This is a genomic window from Streptomyces sp. NPDC052701, assembly GCF_040678355.1.
Classification (GTDB): Bacteria; Actinomycetota; Actinomycetes; order Streptomycetales; family Streptomycetaceae; genus Streptomyces.
In genome coordinates, this window is record NZ_JBFATO010000008.1 from 146,875 (window position 1) to 166,185 (window position 19,311).

The following is a 19,311-nucleotide window of genomic DNA, read 5'->3' on the forward strand; positions in this document are numbered from 1 at the left end:
ATATCGGGTACGTGCCTATTAACCCCACGAAACCGGACATCGGTGGGTTCGCTGCCTGGGAGTGATCGGCGTGATCGACACCGAAGGTGACCGCGCCGAATGGACGTTCCCCGCGGACCCGGGCGCCGTGCGCACCGCCCGCTCCGCCGTGCGCGGCCAGCTGCGCCACTGGGACCTCGACAGCGTCGGCGACCTCACGGCCCTGCTGGTCAGCGAACTGGTCACCAACGCCCTGCGGCACGCCACCGGCCCCATCGGCGTCCGTCTGATACGGCCCTCCGTCCTCGACGGCGTCCTGCTGGTCGAGGTCTCCGACCCGCTGCCGGAGCCGCCCCACGAGCGCGCCGCCCGGCCCGAGGACGAGAGCGGCCGGGGTCTGCAACTGGTGGCTTCCTCCTCGCGCCGCTGGGGCACCCGGCCCGGGGACGTGGGGAAGACGGTGTGGTTCGAACTCGCGGTGCCCTGAGGGACCGGCCGGGCCGGCCCTTCGGCGGGCGGGTCCGCCGCGGTGCGTCCGCGCCCGCCCGCTCACCAGGCGGTTCAGGCCGGTGACGGTTGCCGGGGGGCGGGGTTGGACGATGTGTTCCCTGGTTAGAAGACTGGAAGTGTTCTCACGGCTCGGTCCGAAAACCGCCGGAACCGTGCTGTGATCGTGAACACCGTGTCGTGCGGCGCCGTAGTGCTGGATACTGCGGGCAGCCGCCATCGGTGACCGGTGCCGGACGCGGTGAGCTGGAGGGGACGGTTCGCGTGAGCGAGATACCAGCGAAGGCCACGGAGTCCGAGGACCCGTCGGACGGCGCGAGGACGAAGGGCGCCCGGGGCCTTTCCGGCGAGGCCCCGACGGGCGCCGCCGTGTGGCAGAGCAGTCCGCCCGGCTCCATCTACGACTACATCAAGGTCGCGTCCTTCTCCATCGGCCCCGACGGCCTGGTGGACCAGTGGAGCCTGCGCGCCGAGCAGCTCTTCGGCATCCCGGCCGAGCGCGCCGTCGGCATGGACCCCATCGACGTCTTCGTCGACTCGGACCTGCGCGAGCAGGGCCAGCGCAAGATGGCCGAGATCCTCGACGGCCGGGAGTGGACCGGCGTGGTGCCCTTCCGGCTGCCGGAGACGTCCGACGGGGGGCGCGCCCGGCACGGCCTCGCCGAGGTCTACGTCATGCCGACGCGCACCGAGGACGGCGAGAAGGCCGCCGTCTGCATCGTCGTCGACGTCCGCACCCTGCGCAGCATCGAGACCGACCTCGCCGCCTCGCAGGCCATATTCGGCCAATCTCCGTTCGGTTTCCTGCTGATCGACCCCGACCTGCGGGTGCGGCGCGCCAACGAGCGGTTCGCCTCCACCTTCGGCGGCACCCCCGACGACCACCGCGGCCGCGGCGTCCACGACTACCTGCCGCGCGGCGAGGCCGAGCGGGTCGCGGCCACCCTGCGCCGGGTGCTGGAGACCGGCGACTCCATCACGGACATGCACGTCACGGGCTTCCTGCCCGGCTCCGACGAGCGCCGCCACTGGTCCGTCAACCTCTACCGCGTGCACAGCGGTTCCGGCCGGCCCATCGGCATCGCGTGGCTCGGAACCGACATCACCGCCCGCCGCGCCGCCGCCCGCGAGGCCGCCGCCGCGCGGCGCAACCTCGCCCTCCTCAACGAGGCCGGTGCCCGCATCGGCAACTCCCTCGACCTGGAGACCACCGCCCGCGAACTCCTCGACGTCGTCGTGCCCGGCTTCTGCGACCTCGCCACCGTCGACCTCTACCAGGGGCTCCTGGTGGGCGAGGAGACCCCGCCCGGTCTCGCCGACGGCAGCGGCGAACTGCGCCGCGTCGCCTTCGCCAGCGCCGTCTCCGGCGCGCCCTTCAACGGCACCGGCCGGCCCGTCGAGGTCGGCGCCGTCCACCACTACCCGTTCAACTCGCCCTGCGCGGACGCCCTGCGCACCGGCCGCCCGCGGACCGTGCCCGGCGAGGACGGCGGCCTGGTGCAGTCCACGCTCGCCGTGCCGATGGTCGCGCACGACACGGTCGTGGGACTCGCGCAGTTCGCGCGGACCAAGGGCAGCGAGCCGTTCGGCGAGCGGGACCGCGACCTCGCCGTGGAGCTGGCCGCGCGCGCCGCCGTCTGCATCGACAACGCCCGCCTGTACCGGCGCGAACACGAACGCGCGCTGATACTGCAACGGTCCCTGCTCCCGCCCGGCGACCCGGAGGCCTCCGGCCTGGACATCGCCTGCCGCTACCTGCCCGGCAACGCGGCCACCGGCCGGCCCAGCGAGGTCGGCGGCGACTGGTTCGACGTCATCGAACTCCCCGGCCACCGCACCGCGCTGGTCGTCGGCGACGTCATGGGCCGCGGGCTGCGCGCCGCCGTCGCCATGGGCGAACTGCGCACGGCCGTGCGCACCCTGGCCCAGCTCGACCTCGAACCGGCCGAGGTCCTCTCCCAGCTGGACGAGATCGCGCGCGGCCTCGGCGCCCCCGGGGGCCCCTCCCAGGCCTTCGGCTCCGCGGCGGGCGTCCAGCAGGCCACCCGCGCCGCCCGCCGCCCCCGCGAGGCCGACCTGTCCGAGGTGTACCTGGCGACCTGCGTGTACGCCGTCTACGACTCGGTGACCAGGCGCTGCACCTTCGCCAACGCGGGCCACCTGCCGCCCGTCCTGGTCGAACCCGGCGAGTCCGCCCTGATGCTCGACGTGCCGCCGGGCATGCCGCTGGGCGTCGGCGGCGAGCCCTTCGAGGAGGTCGAGGTCGAACTGCCCGAAGGCGCCCTGCTCGCGCTCTACACCGACGGCCTGGTCGAGAGCCGCGACCACCCCCTGGACGAAGGCCTGCAGGCCTTCGTCAGCGCCCTGTCCGACCCCGCCCAGCCCCTGGAGGACGTCTGCGACCACGTCCTCGCCACGCTCGACACGCACCACGGCGAGGACGACATCGCGCTGCTGATGGCCCGTGTCCAGGGCCTGCCCGCCGAGTCCGTCGGCGACTGGACCCTGCCGCGCGAGCCGCGCAGCGTGGGCCGGGCCCGCGAGTACGCCCGCGCCCAGCTGCTCACCTGGGACCTGGAACCGCTGGTCGACACCACCGAACTGCTGGTCAGCGAACTGGTCACCAACGCGCTCCGCTACGGCGAGGGCGAGATCCGGCTGCGCCTGCTGCTGGACCGCACCCTGGTCTGCGAGGTCTGGGACTCCGGCCTGGTCCAGCCCCGCCGCCGGCGCGCCCGGGACACCGACGAGGGCGGTCGCGGCCTCCAGCTCGTCGGCCTGCTCAGCGCCGCCTGGGGCTCGCGCCGGACACCGCGGGGCAAGACGGTGTGGTTCGAGCTGCCCCTGCCCGGCGGCGACACCGGCCTGACGGATCCGGCGGAAGCCCTGCTGAGCCTGTTCTGAACCCGCCGGCGCCCAGCGGCTCCTGCCGGCGCTCAGCAGCCCCCGCCGGCGCCCGCCGGCTCAGGCGGACGCCACACCGCGCCGGCTGCGGGTGCGCGGGCCGCCGAAGCTCGCGGGCGGTCCGCCGCCCGGGGTGCCGCCCAGCAGGATCCCGCCGAGCAGCGCGCCGCCGGCCCCGCTCCCGTGCCCGCCGACACCGCCGAGCGGGGTGCCGTGCGCGCGCACGTCCCGCTCGGCGAGCTCCCGCGCCTGCCGGGCCCGCGCCTCCGCCTCCGCCCGGGCCTGCGGGTCCGGGCCGAGCAGCCGCTGCGCCTCCGCCAGCCGGGTGCGCGCCGCACAGCCCACGGCCCCCCGGTGCGTCGTGACGTAGTCGGCCGCGGCGGCGACGGCGCTGTCCGCGACGAGCCGCGCCGCGGCGGGCAGCACCCCGGCCCGCCCGTCGGCCAGCGGCAGCGTCGCCCGCACGATCCGCCGCAGCGCGTCGAGCGGGTCGTACGGCCCGCCGGTCACCTCCTGCCGTACGGCGGCCAGCACGGCGTCGGCGCGCAGCACCCGCGCGCGCAGCTCGCCGGCGGGCACGTCGCGGCCGGTGGCCGGCTCCGCGCCGGCGTCCGCGCCCGTCCGGACCGCCGACCGCTCCCGCGCCCCCGCGATCTCCGCCTCGGCGCCGGTGAGCGCCGCCGGGACCATCGCCCGGGCCGCCGCCAGCTCGGCGGCGAGGCGGTCGACGCCGTGCAGGAACACCGCGGCCTGGGCGACGGCGCCCTCGGCGGCCCGCAGATGGCCGGCCGCGCGGGCGGTCTCGCCCCGGTCGGCGCACTGACGGGCGCGGTTGAGCCGCGAGGTGGCGAACAGCAGCCGGTCCGTGGCCTGTTCGACATGCCCGACGACGGGGGCGGTGGCGGACGCCGGGTACCGCTCCCGGAGCCGGGCGAGGAGGCCGTCCGCGGCCCCCGTGCGGGCGGCCAGCTCGCGGAACCGCTGCTCCGCGACCACCAGCGCGTCCCGCGGGTCCCGCTCCAGCCCGCGCAGCCGGTCGAACCCGGCGGCCTCCGCGTCCAGCCGCCGCCCGGCCTCCTGGCACCGGCCCACGATCCCCGCCAGCACCTGCCGCCGGACGCCCGCGTCCTGTCCCGTCCCCTCGTCGTACCGCTGCCGCATCCCGAACGCCGTCGCCAGCTCGGCCTCCGCCTCCCGCAGGACCCGCGCGAAGGGCGCGACCGCCGCCGCGCCGAACCGGGCCTCGGCGAAACCGAGTTCCTCCCGGCTGGTGCGCACACAGTCGTCCGCCTCGACCAGCAGCGCCCGGGCCCGCCCGTCGGCTTCGGACAGGTCGTCACGGGCGGCGGGCCGCGGGGCGGGAGGCGCCGGGGCACCGCCCGGCGTCGTCCGGGTCCGGGCGCGCCGGGTGCGCCGCACGTAGCCGTACCCCGCCAGCACGGCTGCCGCGCCCGCGGTGACCAGCGGCAGCACCAGGTCGGCGGCGGACGCCCCGCCCTGCGCGGACGCGCTCGCGGCCGGACGGTCCGCTGTGACCGCCATCGGAACACCGGTGGACGTCGTCGTTCCCGGCAGCACCAGCCACACCACCCCGACCGCACCGCCCAGCACGGCGCGAGCCGCCCGCACGGGCAGGCACGACGCGGCCCGGAACGGCCGGCTCCGGATCGAGGAAGGCGTCACCTTGTGGAGCGTATGAGCGGGAATGCGCCCGCGCGACCGGGGTGCGCCGGGGGCGGGGCGCCCGGGGGAGGACCGGCACGTGAGGGGGGAGGACGGGCATGACGGCGACGGAGTACACGGAGCCCGAGCCCGGCGGGGCGCCTGACGGCGGCGCATCGCCGGGCGGCGGCACACCGCCGGACGGCCCGACGGCGCCCCGGCGTCGTCGGCTGCGCCGGGTCCGCCGTGCCGCACGGGGGCTGGTCCTCGCCCTCCTGGTGCCCCTCCTCGCCGCCGAGACCGCCCTGCGCCTGAACTACACCGGCGACCTCGCGCCCGGCACCCGCACCAGGAACCGTGACACCCTCTGGCTGGGCCACGCCTGGGTCGACGGCCGCAAGAAGGACGCCGACGTCACCGCCCTGGCCCGCCGCCTGCGCGGCACCGGCATCCGCGACCTGTACGTCCACTCGGGCCCGCTGGAACACGACGGCACCCTGCCCGGGTCGGCCCATCCCCGGGCCCGCTGGTTCCTCGCCGCCGTGCACCGCGCGCTGCCCGGCGTCCGGGTGCAGGCGTTCCTCGGCGACGTGCTCGCGACCGAGGGCCCGCAGGGCATGCGCCTGGCGGACGCCGGCACGCGGGCCGCCGTCCTGCGCTCCACCCGCCGGATCCTGGACACCGGCTACGACGGCGTCCACCTCGACCTGGAACCCCTCCACTCCGGCGACCGCCACTACCTCACGCTCCTGGACGCCCTGCGCCGCGAGACCCGTGCCCGGGGCGTCCCGCTGTCCGTCGCCGCCCACCAGATCGACCCGCTCCCGGCCTTCCACTCCTTCTGGGGCACGCTCACCGGCCACCCCAAGTGGTGGTCGCAGGAGTTCTTCGGCCAGGTCGCGCGCCGCGTCGACCAGATCGCGGTGATGTCGTACGACACCATGCAGCCGCTCCGGAGCACCTACGGCGGCTACGTCGCCCAGCAGACCTCCCTCGCCCTGGAGGTCACCCCGCCCACCACCGTCCTGCTGGTGGGCCTGCCGTTCTTCCATGAGAACCGCTTCGGCCACTGGAACCACGCCGAGACGGCCCCCGCCGCCGTCCGGGGCGTCCGTCTCGGCCTGTCCCGCACCGACCGCGACCGTGCCCGGTTCGGCGTCGCCCTCTACATCGACTTCGCGGCGACGGAGGCGGACTGGACGGCGTACCGGGAGGGCTGGGCGCGCTGAGAAAACGGCACGACACGCCGGGCGGGGCGGTGCGAGGATCACCACCGCGCGAGCCGGCGCGCGACGGAACCCGAGGAGAGCCGTGACCACCCGCAAGCTCCTGACCCACCGGGACCTGGCCCCCCTCGCCCGCGCCGCCGTCGGCCCGCACCGCACCCCGACCGCCGCGGTCCGGCTGCGCGGCGGCAGCAGGAAGGGCGTGTACCGCCTGGTCTTCGACGACGGCTCCACGGCCGTCGCCTACGTCTGGTCGGCGGACGAGGACTTCTGGGACGCCGGGCCCGCCGGCCCCTCCGCCCCCCGCGACCCCTTCTCCCCGGGCACGGGCCTGGACCTGTTCACCGCGGCGCACCACCGGCTGACCGCCGCGGGCGTCCGCACGCCCCGCCTGCTGCACACCGACGCCACGCGCACCCGCCTCCCGGCCGACGCGGCGGTCGTCGAGGACCTCCAGGGCGGCAGCCTGGAGGACCTGCTCGCCCGGGACCCCCGGGCCGGGCGGGAGGCCCTGGAGCGGCTGGCGGGCCTCCTCGACGCCCTGCGCTCCCAGGCCGGACCCCGCTTCGGCACGGTCGCCCTCGTCGACGGCGGCGGTTCCCCGCCGGTCCGCTCCTGCGCGCGGCACGCCGCCGGGGAGGGCCTGCGCGCCCTCGAGGAGATCGCGGTACGGGACCGCCGCGCGGCCGCGGCCCGCGAGGCCCTCGCGGAACGGGTCCGCGCACTGGCCGCCGAGGTCCGCCCCCGCGACCGCCACACCCTCGTCCACGGCGAACTCGGCCCCGACCACGTGCTGCTGACGTCCGACGGGCACCCGGCCCTGATCGACATCGAGGGCCTGCTGTACGCGGACGCGGAGTGGGAGCACGTCTTCCTCGCCCTGCGCTTCGGCCCGCACTACGACGCCCTGCGCGCCCCCGGCCTGGACGAGCGGCGACTGGCCCTGTACCGCCTGGTCATGCACCTGCGCCTCGTCGCGGGCCCGCTGCGACTGCTGGACGGCGACTACCCGGACCCGGAGCCCGTGCGGGCGATCGCGGAGTTCAATCTCCGGCAGGCCCTCGGCCTGCTGAGGACCGCCTCCTGATCTTCGAGCCCAGCCAGACCAGCGGGTCGTACTTGCGGTCGACGGCCCGTTCCTTCAGCGGGATCAGGGCGTTGTCCGTGATCTTGATGCCCTCGGGGCAGACCTCCGTGCAGCACTTGGTGATGTTGCAGTAGCCGAGGCCGTGCTCGTCCTGGGCGGTGGCCTCGCGGTCCAGTCCCGCCTCCGCCGCCGCGTCCAGGGGGTGCATGTCCAGTTCCGCCACCCGCATCAGGAAGCGCGGGCCCGCGAACGCCTGCTTGTTCTCCTCGTGGTCGCGGACCACGTGGCAGGTGTCCTGGCACAGGAAGCACTCGATGCACTTGCGGAACTCCTGCGGGCGCTCCACGTCCTCCTGCATCATCCGGTACTCGCCGGGGCCCAGGCCCGCGGGCGGCACGAAGGCGGGGACCTGCCTGGCCTTGGCGTAGTTGAAGCCGACGTCCGTGACGAGGTCGCGGACGACCGGGAAGGCGCGCAGCGGGGTCACCGTGATCGTCTCGTCCCGCCCGAAGACCGACATGCGGGTCATGCACATCAGCCGGGGCCGCCCGTTGATCTCCGCCGAGCAGGAACCGCACTTGCCCGCCTTGCAGTTCCAGCGCACGGCCAGGTCCGGCACCCGCGTGGCCTGGAGGCGGTGGACGATGTCCAGCACCACCTCGCCGTCGTTGACCTCGACCTCGAAGTCCTCCAGGCCGCCGCCCGACGCGTCTCCCCGCCACACCTTGAAGCGGGCCTCGTAGCTGCTCACTCGTACAGCTCCTCTTCGGCGAGGTACTTGACCAGCTCCTCCTTGTCGAACAGGGCGAGCAGGTCCGGGCGCAGGGGTTCGGTGGTCTCGCGTTCCAGGGTGATCTGGCCGCGCACCGGGTCGGTCGCCGCGAGGCCCTCCGTCGGGTCGGTGAGCCGGCACAGCAGGTTGATCCGGCGCCACCTGCGGTCCATCGACGGGTGGTCCTCGCGGGTGTGCCCGCCGCGCGACTCGGTGCGCTCCAGCGCGGCCCGCGCCACGCATTCGCTGACCAGCAGCATGTTCCGCAGGTCCAGGGCGAGGTGCCAGCCCGGGTTGTACTGCCGGTGCCCCTCCACCCCGGCCCGGCGCGCCCTCAGGCGCAGCTCGGCCAGCTTCTCCAGGGCCTGCTTCATCTCCGCGTCGCGGCGGATGATGCCGACCAGGTCGTTCATGGTCTGCTGGAGCTCCTGGTGCAGGGCGTACGGGTTCTCCGGCGGGCCGCCGGCCGGTTCCCCGGTCTGCGCCTCGGCCGAGAAGGGGCGCAGGGCCTCGGCCGCGGCGGCGTCGACCTGGGCGTCGTCGGCCCGGGGCCGCGCCGCGCCCGCCCCGGCCGCGTACTCGGCCGCGTGCCGGCCTGCCCGGCGCCCGAACACCAGCAGGTCGGACAGGGAGTTGCCGCCGAGCCGGTTGGAGCCGTGCATGCCGCCGGCGACCTCACCGGCCGCGTACAGCCCCGGCACCCCGCGGGCCGCCGCCGAGTCGGAGTCGACGGCGACCCCGCCCATCACGTAGTGGCAGGTCGGTCCGACCTCCATCGGTTCGGCCGTGATGTCGACGTCGGCCAGCTCCTTGAACTGGTGGTACATCGACGGCAGCCGCCGTTTGACGACCTCGGCGGGCATCCGCGTCGACACGTCGAGGAAGACACCGCCGTGCGGGGACCCGCGCCCCTCCTTGACCTCGGTGTTGATGGCCCGGGCGACCTCGTCGCGCGGCAGCAGCTCCGGGGGCCGCCGGTTATGGTCCGGGTCGTCGTACCAGCGGTCGGCCTCCTCCTCGGTCTCGGCGTACTTCTCCTTGAAGACGTCGGGGATGTAGTCGAACATGAACCGCCTGCCGTCGGAGTTGCGCAGCACGCCCCCGTCGCCGCGCACCGACTCGGTGACGAGGATGCCCTTCACCGACGGCGGCCAGACCATGCCCGTCGGGTGGAACTGCACGAACTCCATGTTCAGCAGGGGAGCGCCCGCCAGCAGCGCCAGCGCGTGGCCGTCGCCCGTGTACTCCCACGAGTTCGACGTCACCTTGAAGGACTTGCCGATGCCGCCGGTGGCGATCACCACGGCCGGGGCCTCCAGCACGAAGAAGCGCCCGCTCTCGCGCTCGTAGGCGAACACGCCCGCCACCCTCGCGCCGTCCTTGAGGACCCGGGTGACGGTGCACTCCTGGAACACCTTCAGCCGGGACTCGTAGTCGCCGGTCGCCGCGAAGTCCTCCTGCTGGAGGGCGACGACCTTCTGCTGGAGGGTGCGGATCAGCTCCAGGCCGGTGCGGTCGCCGACGTGGGCCAGGCGCGGGTACTCGTGGCCGCCGAAGTTGCGCTGCGAGATCCGGCCGTCCTTGGTGCGGTCGAACAGCGCCCCCCAGGTCTCCAGCTCCCACACCCGGTCCGGGGCCTCCTGCGCGTGCAGCTCGGCCATCCGCCACTGGTTGAGGAACTTGCCGCCGCGCAGGGTGTCGCGGAAGTGGACCTGCCAGTTGTCGCCCGCGTTGACGTTGCCCATCGCCGCCGCGATGCCGCCCTCGGCCATCACCGTGTGCGCCTTGCCGAACAGCGACTTGCAGATCACGGCGGTGCGGGCGCCGCGCTCGCGCGCCTCGATGGCGGCGCGCAGTCCGGCGCCGCCCGCGCCTACCACGACGACGTCCCATTCCTGCCGGTCGACCACGGACATCAGTGGGCCCCATCCCTCTAGAAGAAGCGCGGATCGTCGAAGACGCCGGACGCGACGAGGTAGACGTACAGGTCGGCGAGCGCCACGCTCGCCAGCGACGCCCAGGCGAGCAGCATGTGGCGGGCGTTGAGCCGGCCCACGAACTGCCACATCCGGTAGCGCACGGGATGCCTGGAGAAGTGCTTGAGCTTGCCGCCGACGACGTGCCGGCAGGAGTGGCAGGACAGGGTGTACGCCCAGATCAGCGCGATGTTGACCAGGAACACCAGGGTGCCCAGGCCCATGTGGCCCCACGCGTAGCGCTCGTCGCGGAAGGCCAGCACGGTGTCGTAGGTCAGGATGGCCGCGACCGGGATCGCCGCGTAGAAGAAGTACCGGTGGGCGTTCTGCAGGATCAGCGGGAAGCGGGTCTCGCCGGTGTACCTGCGGTGCGGCTCGGCCACCGCGCAGGCCGGCGGGGACGCCCAGAAGCCCCGGTAGTAGGCCTTGCGGTAGTAGTAGCAGGTCAGCCGGAAACCGAGCGGGAAGACCAGGATGATGACCGCCGGTGAGATGCCCCACCAGCTGCCGAAGATCTCCCAGTTCGGTCCGCCCTTCATCGGCTCGCAGTTCTCCGCCAGGCAGGGGGAGTAGAACGGCGAGACGTAGGGGGCCGCGTAGTAGTCGGCGTTCGCGAGGGCCCGCCAGGTCGAGTAGACGACGAACGCCAGCAGACCGGCGGCCGTGGCGGCCGGGGCCAGCCACCAGCGGTCGGTCCGCAGGTGCGGGGCGTCGATCGCGGCACGCGTGCCGGCCCGTACGCCGCCGCTCGGGGGACGGGGATCTGTGGCGGGGGGTTCCGTACCAGTGGCCACCTGTCGACTCCGGTCGGGTTCGGGGACGTGCCGGTCGCTGCGCTTCGCGGAGATTCCGTCGGCTCAGGGAGCGCGCCGGTCGCGGGCGCCGAGCCCTTCGTCGTCCGAGTCGGTCCACAGGGCGGGGTCGTACGGCGTGTCGGGGATGGTGACGAGGTCGGGCCGCGCCGGCGCGGGCGGGGTGGTGGCCGCCTCGCGCAGCAGGGCGACGCTCTCCCGCAGGTGATCGGCGTCGACGCGGACACGGCGCATCTCCAGCCCGCCGCTGCCGAGCCGCTCCTCCAGGCGCCCGACCGACCGGTACAGGTCGTCTAGGCAGCGCTGGACTGACATCAGGTCGTCGTGCACGGACATGACTTGCCCTCACTTCCGGGTCCGGCGAGAACCGAGGCGGCAACGTTCATGCGCCTGCGAGTGTTGCGCGTCACACCACGCGCTGTGAAGGGATGTGCACCGATTGGCCGAGGCGTAGGGGTGCGCCCTCCGGTGCGTTGCGCCGCACGGGTGGCCTTGCCGTTCGTGACCGCCGTGTCGCCCTGTGTTGCCGAACCCTTTCCTTTTCAGTGGCCGCATAGATCAGATGAGCTCCAAATACCGCCAAATGTGATCGTAACGCCCGCGGCTTCCCGGAGGTACCCAGAGATGTCCCACGACGGCGTCGCACCGCGCGCGGTCATGCGCTCGGTCGCCTTCCTCACCGCCGGCGCCCTCGCGGTCACCGCGCTCACCGCCTGCAGCTCCGAGGACCCCGCCGGCAAGCCGCTGGCCGGGCAGGACATCGCCCCCGCCGCCCGCGACCGGGTCGCCGACGGCGGCACCCTGCGCTGGGCCGTGGACTCCGTGCCCGAGACCCTCAACACCTTCCAGTCGGACGCCGACGCCACCACCACCCGGGTGGCGCAGGCCGTCCTGCCGTCGATGTTCCGCATGGACGCCGCCGGCCGGCCCGAGCGCAACCCCCTCTACCTGGAGTCCGCCGAGGTCGTCGACACCGAGCCCAGGCAGGTCGTGCTCTACCGGCTCAACCAGCAGGCCGTCTGGAGCGACGGCCGGGAGATCGGCGCCGCCGACTTCGCCGCCCAGTGGCGGGCCCTGTCCGGTGAGAACACCGCGTACTGGACCGCCCGCAACGCCGGCTACGACCGCATCGAGCGGGTCGAGCGCGGCAGGAACGACCTGGAGGTCCGGGTCACCTTCAGCCGCCCCTACGCCGACTGGAGGTCGCTGTTCACGCCGCTGTACCCGAAGGACGTCATGGGCACCCCCGACTCCTTCAACGACGGGGCGCGCCGGAAACTGAAGACCACCGCCGGTCCCTTCGCCGTGCAGAAGGTCGACCGCGACGGCGACGAGGTCACGCTCGCCCGCAACCCGCGCTGGTGGGGCGCGCCGGCCAAGCTCTCGCGGATCGTGCTGCGTGCCGTGCCGCGCGAGGAGCGGACCGCCGCCCTGACCGCCGGCACGGTCGACCTGGCCGAGGTCGACCCGGCCACCGCCCGCCGCGTCACCGCCGCGGCCCTGCCCCGCACCGGTGGCGACCCGCGCGGGGGCCCGGGCCGCACGCCCGCGCAGGCACTGCGCTCCTGGGCGGTCGCCAAGGGCTCCGACGCGCGGGCCGCCCGGGAGGAGGCCGCCGCCCGCGAGGAGGTGCGCGCGGCCGCCGCCGGGCACCGGCGCCGGCAGCGGGCCCTGCGCGGCTTCGAGGTGCGCAAGTCCCTGGAGCCCGCCTACACCCAGCTGGCCCTCAACGGCGCCGAGGGCCCGCTGGCCGACGAGCGGGTCCGCCGGGCCGTGGCCCGTGCCCTGGACCGCGAGGACCTGGCCGAGGCCGTCCTGAAGCCGCTCGGACTGCCCGCCGAGCCCGTCGGCAGCCACCTCGCCCTGGCCGGCCAGGCCGCCTACGCCGACAACAGCGGCGCCCTGGGCGGACCGAGCGCCAAGGAGGCGCGGGCCCTGCTCGCGGAGGCCGGCTGGGTGCCGGGCGGGCCGGTCGAGAAGGAGAAGCGGCAGAAGGAGGAAAAAGCGAACAAGGCCGACAAGGCAGACGAGACAGGCAAGACGGGGAAGGCGGAGCGGGACGGCGGGGAGGCGGCCGGAGCGGGGGGCGAGAAGGCCGGGCAGGACGAGTCCGCGGGCGACGACGGCACGTACATCGTCGGCGAGGACGGCAAGGCCCGCCGGGAGGCCGACCGCCGCCAGGACGTCGGGCGGGGCGGCGCCCCCGGCGCCTACGCCCCCCGGGGCACCGCGGCCCCGGCGGACGCCGCGTCGGCCCCGCGCGCCAAGGACGGCAAGGCGCTCACGCTCCGCTTCGTGCTCCCCTCGGGAGCCGGCACGGAGCCCCTGCGCACGGTCGCCGGCCGCATCTCGCGCATGCTGGAGCGGGTCGGCGTCCGCACCGAGATCTCCAGGGTCTCCGACGAGTCCTACTTCAAGGACCACATCGCCTCGGGCCACTACGACCTGGCCCTGTACTCCTGGCCCGCGACCGCCTTCCCCGCCACCGACGCCCGCCCCGTCTACGCCAAGCCGGTGCCGGCCGCCGACGGCTCGCTGAACGTCGAGCAGAACTACACGCGGGTCGGCACCGACCAGGTCGACCAGCTCTTCGACCAGGCGCTGAGCACGCTCGACGAGGGCGAGGCGCGGTCCCTGATCCGCAAGGCGGACTCCCGCATCTGGGCGGCGGCCGGTTCCATCCCGCTCTACCAGCGGCCGCAGCTGGTCGCCGCCCGCGAGAACCTCGCGAACGCCGGCGCCTTCGGCTTCCGCACGCCGGTCTACGAGGACATGGGCTTCCTGAAGAAGGGCGCGGACTCCTCCCGCACCTGAGAGGGGCGGGCGCGGGGCGACGCCCCGTCCCGCGTACCCCCGGCCCGCTCCGGACGGCACCGCTGCCGTCCGGCCCCCTCACCGGCCGGTGCCCCCCGCCGGACGGCGGGGGGCACCGGTCCGCACACCCGGGCGTCAGGCGTGCTTGGCGCGGCTCGCGGCGCGGGCGCGCTCACGCTGGTCCAGGACGACCTTGCGGATGCGCACGGCCTCCGGGGTGACCTCGACGCACTCGTCGTCGCGGCAGAACTCCAGGGACTGCTCCAGCGACAGCTTGCGCGGCGGGACGATCGACTCGGTCACGTCGGCCGTGGACGACCGCATGTTGGTGAGCTTCTTCTCCTTGGTGATGTTGACGTCCATGTCGTCGGAGCGGGAGTTCTCGCCGACGATCATGCCCTCGTACACCTCGGTGCCCGGCTCGACGAAGAGCACGCCGCGCTCCTGGAGGTTGGTCATCGCGAAGGCGGTGACGGCGCCGGAGCGGTCGGCGACCAGGGAGCCGTTGTTGCGGGTCTGCAGCGGGCCGAACCAGGGCTCGAAGCCCTCGTGGATGGAGTGGGCGATGCCCGTGCCGCGGGTCTGCGTCAGGAACTCCGTGCGGAAGCCGATCAGACCGCGGGAGGGCACGACGAACTCCATGCGGACCCAGCCGGAGCCGTGGTTGGACATGTTGTCCATGCGGCCCTTGCGGACGCCCATGAGCTGCGTGACCGCGCCCATGTGCTCCTCGGGCACGTCGATGGTCATGCGCTCGACGGGCTCGTACGTCTTGCCGTCGATCTCCCGGGTGACCACCTGGGGCTTGCCGACGGTCAGCTCGTAGCCCTCGCGGCGCATCTGCTCGACCAGGATGGCCAGCGCCAGCTCGCCGCGGCCCTGCACCTCCCAGGCGTCCGGGCGGTCGGTGTCCAGGACCCGGAGGCTGACGTTGCCGATCAGCTCGCGGTCCAGGCGGTCCTTGACCTGGCGGGCGGTGACCTTGCGGTCCTTGACGGCCGCCTTGTTGTCCGCGCCCTTGCCGGTGGCGCCGCGGCCCACCAGCGGGGAGGTGTTGGTGCCGATGGTCATGGAGATCGCGGGCTCGTCGACCGTGATCAGCGGCAGCGGGACCGGGTTCTCGGGGTCCGCGAGGGTCTCGCCGATCATGATGTCGGGGATGCCGGCGACGGCGCAGATGTCACCGGGGCCGGCCTTCTCGGCGGGCTTGCGGGTGAGCGCCTCGGTCATCATCAGCTCGGAGATCCGCACGTTCTGCACGGAGCCGTCGCGCCTCATCCAGGCGACGGTCTGGCCCTTCTTCAGCTCGCCCTGGTGCACGCGCAGCAGCGCGATGCGGCCGAGGAAGTTGTCGGCGTCCAGGTTGGTGACGTGGGCCTGGAGCGGGGCGTCCTCGTCGTAGGTGGGGGCCGGGATGTGCTGGAGGATCGTGGAGAAGAACGGCTCCAGGCTGGTGGAGTCGGCCGGGACCGTGCCGTCCTGCGGCTTGGTCAGCGACGCGATGCCGTCACGGCCGCAGGCGTAGACGATCGGGAACTCGATCTGCTCCTCGTCGGCGTCCAGGTCGAGGAAGAGGTCGTAGGTCTCGTTGACGACCTCGTCGATCCGGGCGTCCGGGCGGTCCGTCTTGTTGATGCACAGGATGATCGGCAGCCGGGCCTGGAGCGCCTTGCGCAGCACGAAGCGGGTCTGCGGCAGCGGGCCCTCGGAGGCGTCCACCAGCAGCACGACGCCGTCGACCATCGACAGACCGCGCTCGACCTCGCCGCCGAAGTCGGCGTGGCCGGGGGTGTCGATGATGTTGATGGTGATCGGGTCCCCGCCGTCCTTCGGGTGGTACTTGACCGCCGTGTTCTTGGCGAGGATCGTGATGCCCTTCTCACGCTCCAGGTCGTTCGAGTCCATCATGCGGTCGTCGACCGAGTCGAGCTGGTGCGCGGCGAAGGCGCCGGCCTGCTTCAGCATGCCGTCGACGATGGTGGTCTTGCCGTGGTCGACGTGGGCGACGATGGCGACGTTGCGGATGTCGTGGCGCGTGGCCATATTGAGGCGTACTCCCGGAGTGTGAGGAATGCCAGCGCTGACGTCAGTGGTGCGCGGGCCCTGCCGGGCTGAACACGCCACGGCCTCACCCCATGGTACGGGGCCGCCGCCGGAGCCGTGGTGCGAGCCCGGCGGGTGCCGCCCCCGGATCCCCCCGCGTCACTCCGTTCCCGCCGGTCGCGTCCCCGTTCCCGCCGGTCGCGTCCCCCGTTCCGATCGCGACCGGGACGTCAGGTCTGTTTACGGTACGTTTCGGATACTGTTCGGATACCGGTGAGTCTGCGGTCGCGTTTCGGACATGTAAACAAAAATCTATTCCGTAATGCCCGTTTTGCCGATTTATTGTCAGGGGTGTCAAGCGCGCCCAGGTGTCAATCGTCGCAATTTTTGCTCAAAATATGGACGGTAGGGAGATCCCTATGTCTTCCGCCCTTGACGCGCGTTGACACCCTTGGCGAAAGTTCCCCCAAACCACAGAACCTGCCGGTAACTGTGCTGTGCACAGCTCTCCAACCCCCCGGGGGAAGAACACACATGACCAGTCCAGCCAAGGCTGAGGGCTCAGGGTCCACGGTCGCCTTGGAGCCCGAGCTCGAGACGGCCGCCGAGGTCGCCCAGGGCGATAAGCAGCCTGAGGGTCGTTCCCCCGGGCAGTTGATGTGGCAACGGTTCAAGCGAGACCGTACCGGAGTCGTCTCCGCGTGTGTGGTGATTTTCTTCTTCGTCGTCGCCGCGCTCGCTCCGGTCATCTCCAAGCTGTACGGCAAGGACCCGTACACGCTGTACGCGCAGGAGCCGGATTACCCCTTCCTGCTGGACGACTTCGCGATGCCCACCGGTTCCTTCGGCGGCATGTCCGGGGAGTTCTGGTTCGGGGTCGAGCCCAAGCTGGGGCGTGACGTGTTCACCATGCTGCTGTACGGCATGCGCACCTCGCTGTACATGGCCCTGCTGGTCACGCTCCTCAGCGTCGTCACCGGTGTGATCATCGGCATGGTCGGCGGCTACTTCGGCGGCAGGGTCGACTACTGGCTGGGCCGGACGACCGACTTCTTCCTGGCCTTCCCCAGCCAGCTGTTCTTCATCGCCTTCATGCCCGTCGTGACCGCGCTGTTCGTCTCCCCGCAGGACGAGACGCCGACCTACCTGCGGGCCGTGGCCATCATCCTGGTGATGTGGGTCCTCGGCTGGATGGGCCTGTCCCGTCTGGTGCGCAGCTCGGTGCTCTCACTGCGGGAGCGGGAGTTCGTGGAGGCGGCGAAGGTGTCCGGTGCCTCCCCCTGGCGCATCGTGCGCAAGGAGATCCTGCCGAACATCGTCACGCCGATCCTGGTGCAGAGCACCTACATCCTGCCCAGCACGATCCTGACCATCGCCTTCCTCTCGTACGTCGGTGTCGGCTTCGTCGAGCCCACCCCGGACTGGGGCCGCATGTTCGCCATCGGCTCCGAGGTCTACGAGCAGGACCCGATGTTCATGGTCTTCCCGGGCGTGGCGCTGGTGATCTTCGTGCTCTCCTTCAACCTTCTCGGAGACTCCGTCCGGGACGCATTCGACCCCAAGACCGGGCGCTAACCGTCCTTTGGTGGTGGGGGGGCTGCCACCCCCGTGCCGGGTTCCCCGGACCGTCAGGCAGCACTCGTGGACAACTATCGACAGGTAGGTGCATCGGCATCATGAAGCCCAACAGAATGCGCACCGCGCGTGCCATCGCCGTCGCCGTCGCGGCCGGCTCGCTGGCGCTGACAGGCTGCTCCGACAACAGCGGCAAGGGCAACGGCAAGGACAACTCCACGTCCCAGAAGGACGCCGCCGCGCAGTCGAAGCCTGTCGCCTACGGTGACGCCACGGCTTCCCAGGGCCCGGCCCAGGAGGTGCCCGGGGCGAAGTCCGGTGGCACCATCAACGTGTACATGCAGTCGGACCTGAGCCACATGGACCCGGGTCAGATCTACGTCAGCGACGCGGGCCAGTTCTCCAACCTGATCCACCGCGGTCTGACGAACTTCCAGGAGGACGACAAGGGCAACCTCACGGTCGTCGGTGACATCGCCACCGACTCCGGCAAGGCGTCCGACGGCAACAAGACCTGGACGTACACCCTCAAGGACGGCATCAAGGACGAGGACGGCAACGAGATCACCTCGGCCGACGTCCGCCACACCATCGAGCGGATGTACTCGAAGGTCATCTTCGACGGCCCGACCTACGTCCAGACCTGGCTGTCGGGCGCCGACTACCGCAAGGCGCTGCCGGACGGCCCGTACAAGGGCAAGCACCTGCCGGACTCCGTGCTGGAGACCCCGGACGAGAAGACGGTCGTCTTCCACTTCAAGCAGCCCCAGCCGGACCTCCCGCAGGCCCTGGCCATGGCCGGCTACTCCATCGTGCCCGAGAAGCAGGACACCAAGGAGAAGTACGACAAGGCCCCCGCGGCCCTCGGCCCGTACAAGATCGCCGAGTACAAGTCGGGCAAGTCCATGAAGCTGGTCAAGAACGACCAGTGGGACCCGAAGACCGACCCGGTGCGCCACCAGTACGTCGACGGCTACAACTTCTCCTCCACCATCGACCAGGCCAGCCAGACCAAGCGTCTGATCGCCGACCAGGGCGAGGCGAAGAACGCCATCCAGTTCACCGACTCGGTGGACCCGGCGCAGATGTCCACGGTCATCACCAAGCCGGCGACCAAGAAGCGCACCATCCAGGGCTACCAGCCCTACGTGTGGCAGCTCACCTTCAACCTCGACCGGATGAAGGACAAGAAGGTCCGCGACGCGATCACCTACGCGATCCCGAACCAGTCCATGGTCCAGGCCGACGGCGGCCGCTACGGCGGTGAGGTGGCCGGCGGTCTGCTCGCGCCGACCCTGCCGGGCTTCGACGCGAAGTACGACCCGTTCGGCAAGCTGAAGAAGCCCAACGGCGACCTCGACAAGGCCAAGGAGCTGCTGAAGGAGGCGGGTGTCAAGGAGGGCACGAAGCTCAGCTACGCCTACGCCAACACCCCGCGCGGCCAGGCCCAGATGGTCATCATCAAGGACGCGCTGAGGAAGATCGGCTTCAACGTCCAGGCCAAGGAGATCGACCGCGCCAGCTTCTACGAGCAGGTCGGCAAGCTGAAGAACCCCTACGACCTGTACATGACCGGCTGGGGCCAGGACTGGCCGTCGCCGGGCACGGTCATCACCCCCGTCTACGACGGCACGCAGGTCCAGGACGGCTCGTCGAACTACTCGCACATCGACGACCCGAAGGTCAACGAGCTGATCCAGAAGGCGCTGACCCAGCAGCCCGAGGAGGCCGCCAAGACCTGGGAGCAGGCCCACCACCGCATCGTGGAGGAGATCAACCCGGCCGCCCCGGTCTACTACTCGAAGCAGATCCAGCTCTTCGGATCGAACATCGGCGGTGCGCGGTACAGCACCGAGTCGAGCTACATCGACATCAACGACCTGTTCGTGAAGCAGCCGTAACCGTCAGCTCGGCTGATCCGCGGGGGTGTGCGCCAGGCGGAGCGCACCCCCGC

Annotated in this window: 13 protein-coding genes; 7 read left to right on the forward strand and 6 right to left on the reverse strand. The window is 72.5% G+C overall.

What is annotated here, in order from left to right:
* Positions 1 to 61 precede the first annotated feature (61 nt).
* A complete protein-coding gene (locus tag AB0L29_RS12710) occupies positions 62 to 466 on the forward strand; it encodes an ATP-binding protein (protein WP_365826246.1) in 405 nt (134 codons plus the stop codon).
* A gap of 284 nt (positions 467 to 750) precedes the next feature.
* Entirely contained in the window at positions 751 to 3,390 is a 2,640-nt protein-coding gene (locus AB0L29_RS12715; protein ID WP_365826248.1) for a SpoIIE family protein phosphatase, read from the forward strand.
* A gap of 60 nt (positions 3,391 to 3,450) precedes the next feature.
* Here the strand turns inward: AB0L29_RS12715 and AB0L29_RS12720 are convergent, their stop codons facing one another.
* Complete coding sequence (locus AB0L29_RS12720) at positions 3,451 to 5,073, reverse strand: hypothetical protein (protein WP_365826250.1); 1,623 nt, start codon at positions 5,071 to 5,073, stop codon at positions 3,451 to 3,453.
* Positions 5,074 to 5,171: 98 nt separating this feature from the next.
* Between AB0L29_RS12720 and AB0L29_RS12725 the strand changes: the two genes are divergently transcribed.
* On the forward strand, positions 5,172 to 6,281 hold the full coding sequence (locus tag AB0L29_RS12725; protein ID WP_365826252.1) for a hypothetical protein: 1,110 nt from the start codon (positions 5,172 to 5,174) through the stop codon (positions 6,279 to 6,281).
* 82 nt (positions 6,282 to 6,363) lie between these two features.
* The gene (locus AB0L29_RS12730; protein ID WP_365826254.1) at positions 6,364 to 7,365 is read left to right on the forward strand and encodes a phosphotransferase; all 1,002 of its coding nucleotides are present in this window, start codon (positions 6,364 to 6,366) and stop codon (positions 7,363 to 7,365) included.
* On the opposite strand, the gene AB0L29_RS12735 is transcribed toward AB0L29_RS12730, so the two are convergent.
* From AB0L29_RS12735 to AB0L29_RS12750, 4 genes are all read right to left on the reverse strand, one after another.
* Positions 7,322 to 8,116, reverse strand: coding sequence for a succinate dehydrogenase/fumarate reductase iron-sulfur subunit (locus tag AB0L29_RS12735; protein WP_365826256.1), 795 nt, complete (start codon positions 8,114 to 8,116; stop codon positions 7,322 to 7,324). The two genes, AB0L29_RS12730 and AB0L29_RS12735, sit on opposite strands and share 44 nt — an antisense overlap.
* Positions 8,113 to 10,053, reverse strand: coding sequence for a fumarate reductase/succinate dehydrogenase flavoprotein subunit (locus tag AB0L29_RS12740; RefSeq protein WP_365826258.1), 1,941 nt, complete (start codon positions 10,051 to 10,053; stop codon positions 8,113 to 8,115). Before AB0L29_RS12740 ends, AB0L29_RS12735 begins: the two co-directional genes overlap by 4 nt.
* A 17-nt stretch (positions 10,054 to 10,070) precedes the next feature.
* Complete coding sequence (locus AB0L29_RS12745) at positions 10,071 to 10,907, reverse strand: hypothetical protein (protein ID WP_365826260.1); 837 nt, start codon at positions 10,905 to 10,907, stop codon at positions 10,071 to 10,073.
* A gap of 63 nt (positions 10,908 to 10,970) precedes the next feature.
* Positions 10,971 to 11,261, reverse strand: a complete 291-nt coding sequence (locus AB0L29_RS12750; RefSeq protein WP_365826262.1) for a hypothetical protein — start codon at positions 11,259 to 11,261, stop codon at positions 10,971 to 10,973.
* A 288-nt stretch (positions 11,262 to 11,549) separates the two neighbouring features.
* Between AB0L29_RS12750 and AB0L29_RS12755 the strand changes: the two genes are divergently transcribed.
* Positions 11,550 to 13,739 (forward strand): ABC transporter family substrate-binding protein, encoded by a 2,190-nt coding sequence (locus tag AB0L29_RS12755; protein WP_365826264.1) that lies wholly within the window; start codon positions 11,550 to 11,552, stop codon positions 13,737 to 13,739.
* Positions 13,740 to 13,874: 135 nt separating this feature from the next.
* Here the strand turns inward: AB0L29_RS12755 and typA are convergent, their stop codons facing one another.
* A complete protein-coding gene (gene typA, locus AB0L29_RS12760) occupies positions 13,875 to 15,782 on the reverse strand; it encodes a translational GTPase TypA (protein ID WP_365826266.1) in 1,908 nt (635 codons plus the stop codon).
* Positions 15,783 to 16,316: 534 nt separating this feature from the next.
* On the opposite strand from typA, the gene AB0L29_RS12765 reads away from it, so the two are divergent.
* Positions 16,317 to 17,357 carry an ABC transporter permease gene (locus tag AB0L29_RS12765; protein ID WP_365826268.1) on the forward strand — a complete coding sequence of 347 codons (1,041 nt, stop codon included), beginning with the start codon at positions 16,317 to 16,319 and terminating at the stop codon, positions 17,355 to 17,357.
* 101 nt (positions 17,358 to 17,458) lie between these two features.
* Entirely contained in the window at positions 17,459 to 19,258 is a 1,800-nt protein-coding gene (locus AB0L29_RS12770; RefSeq protein ID WP_365826270.1) for an ABC transporter substrate-binding protein, read from the forward strand.
* Positions 19,259 to 19,311: the final 53 nt, after the last annotated feature.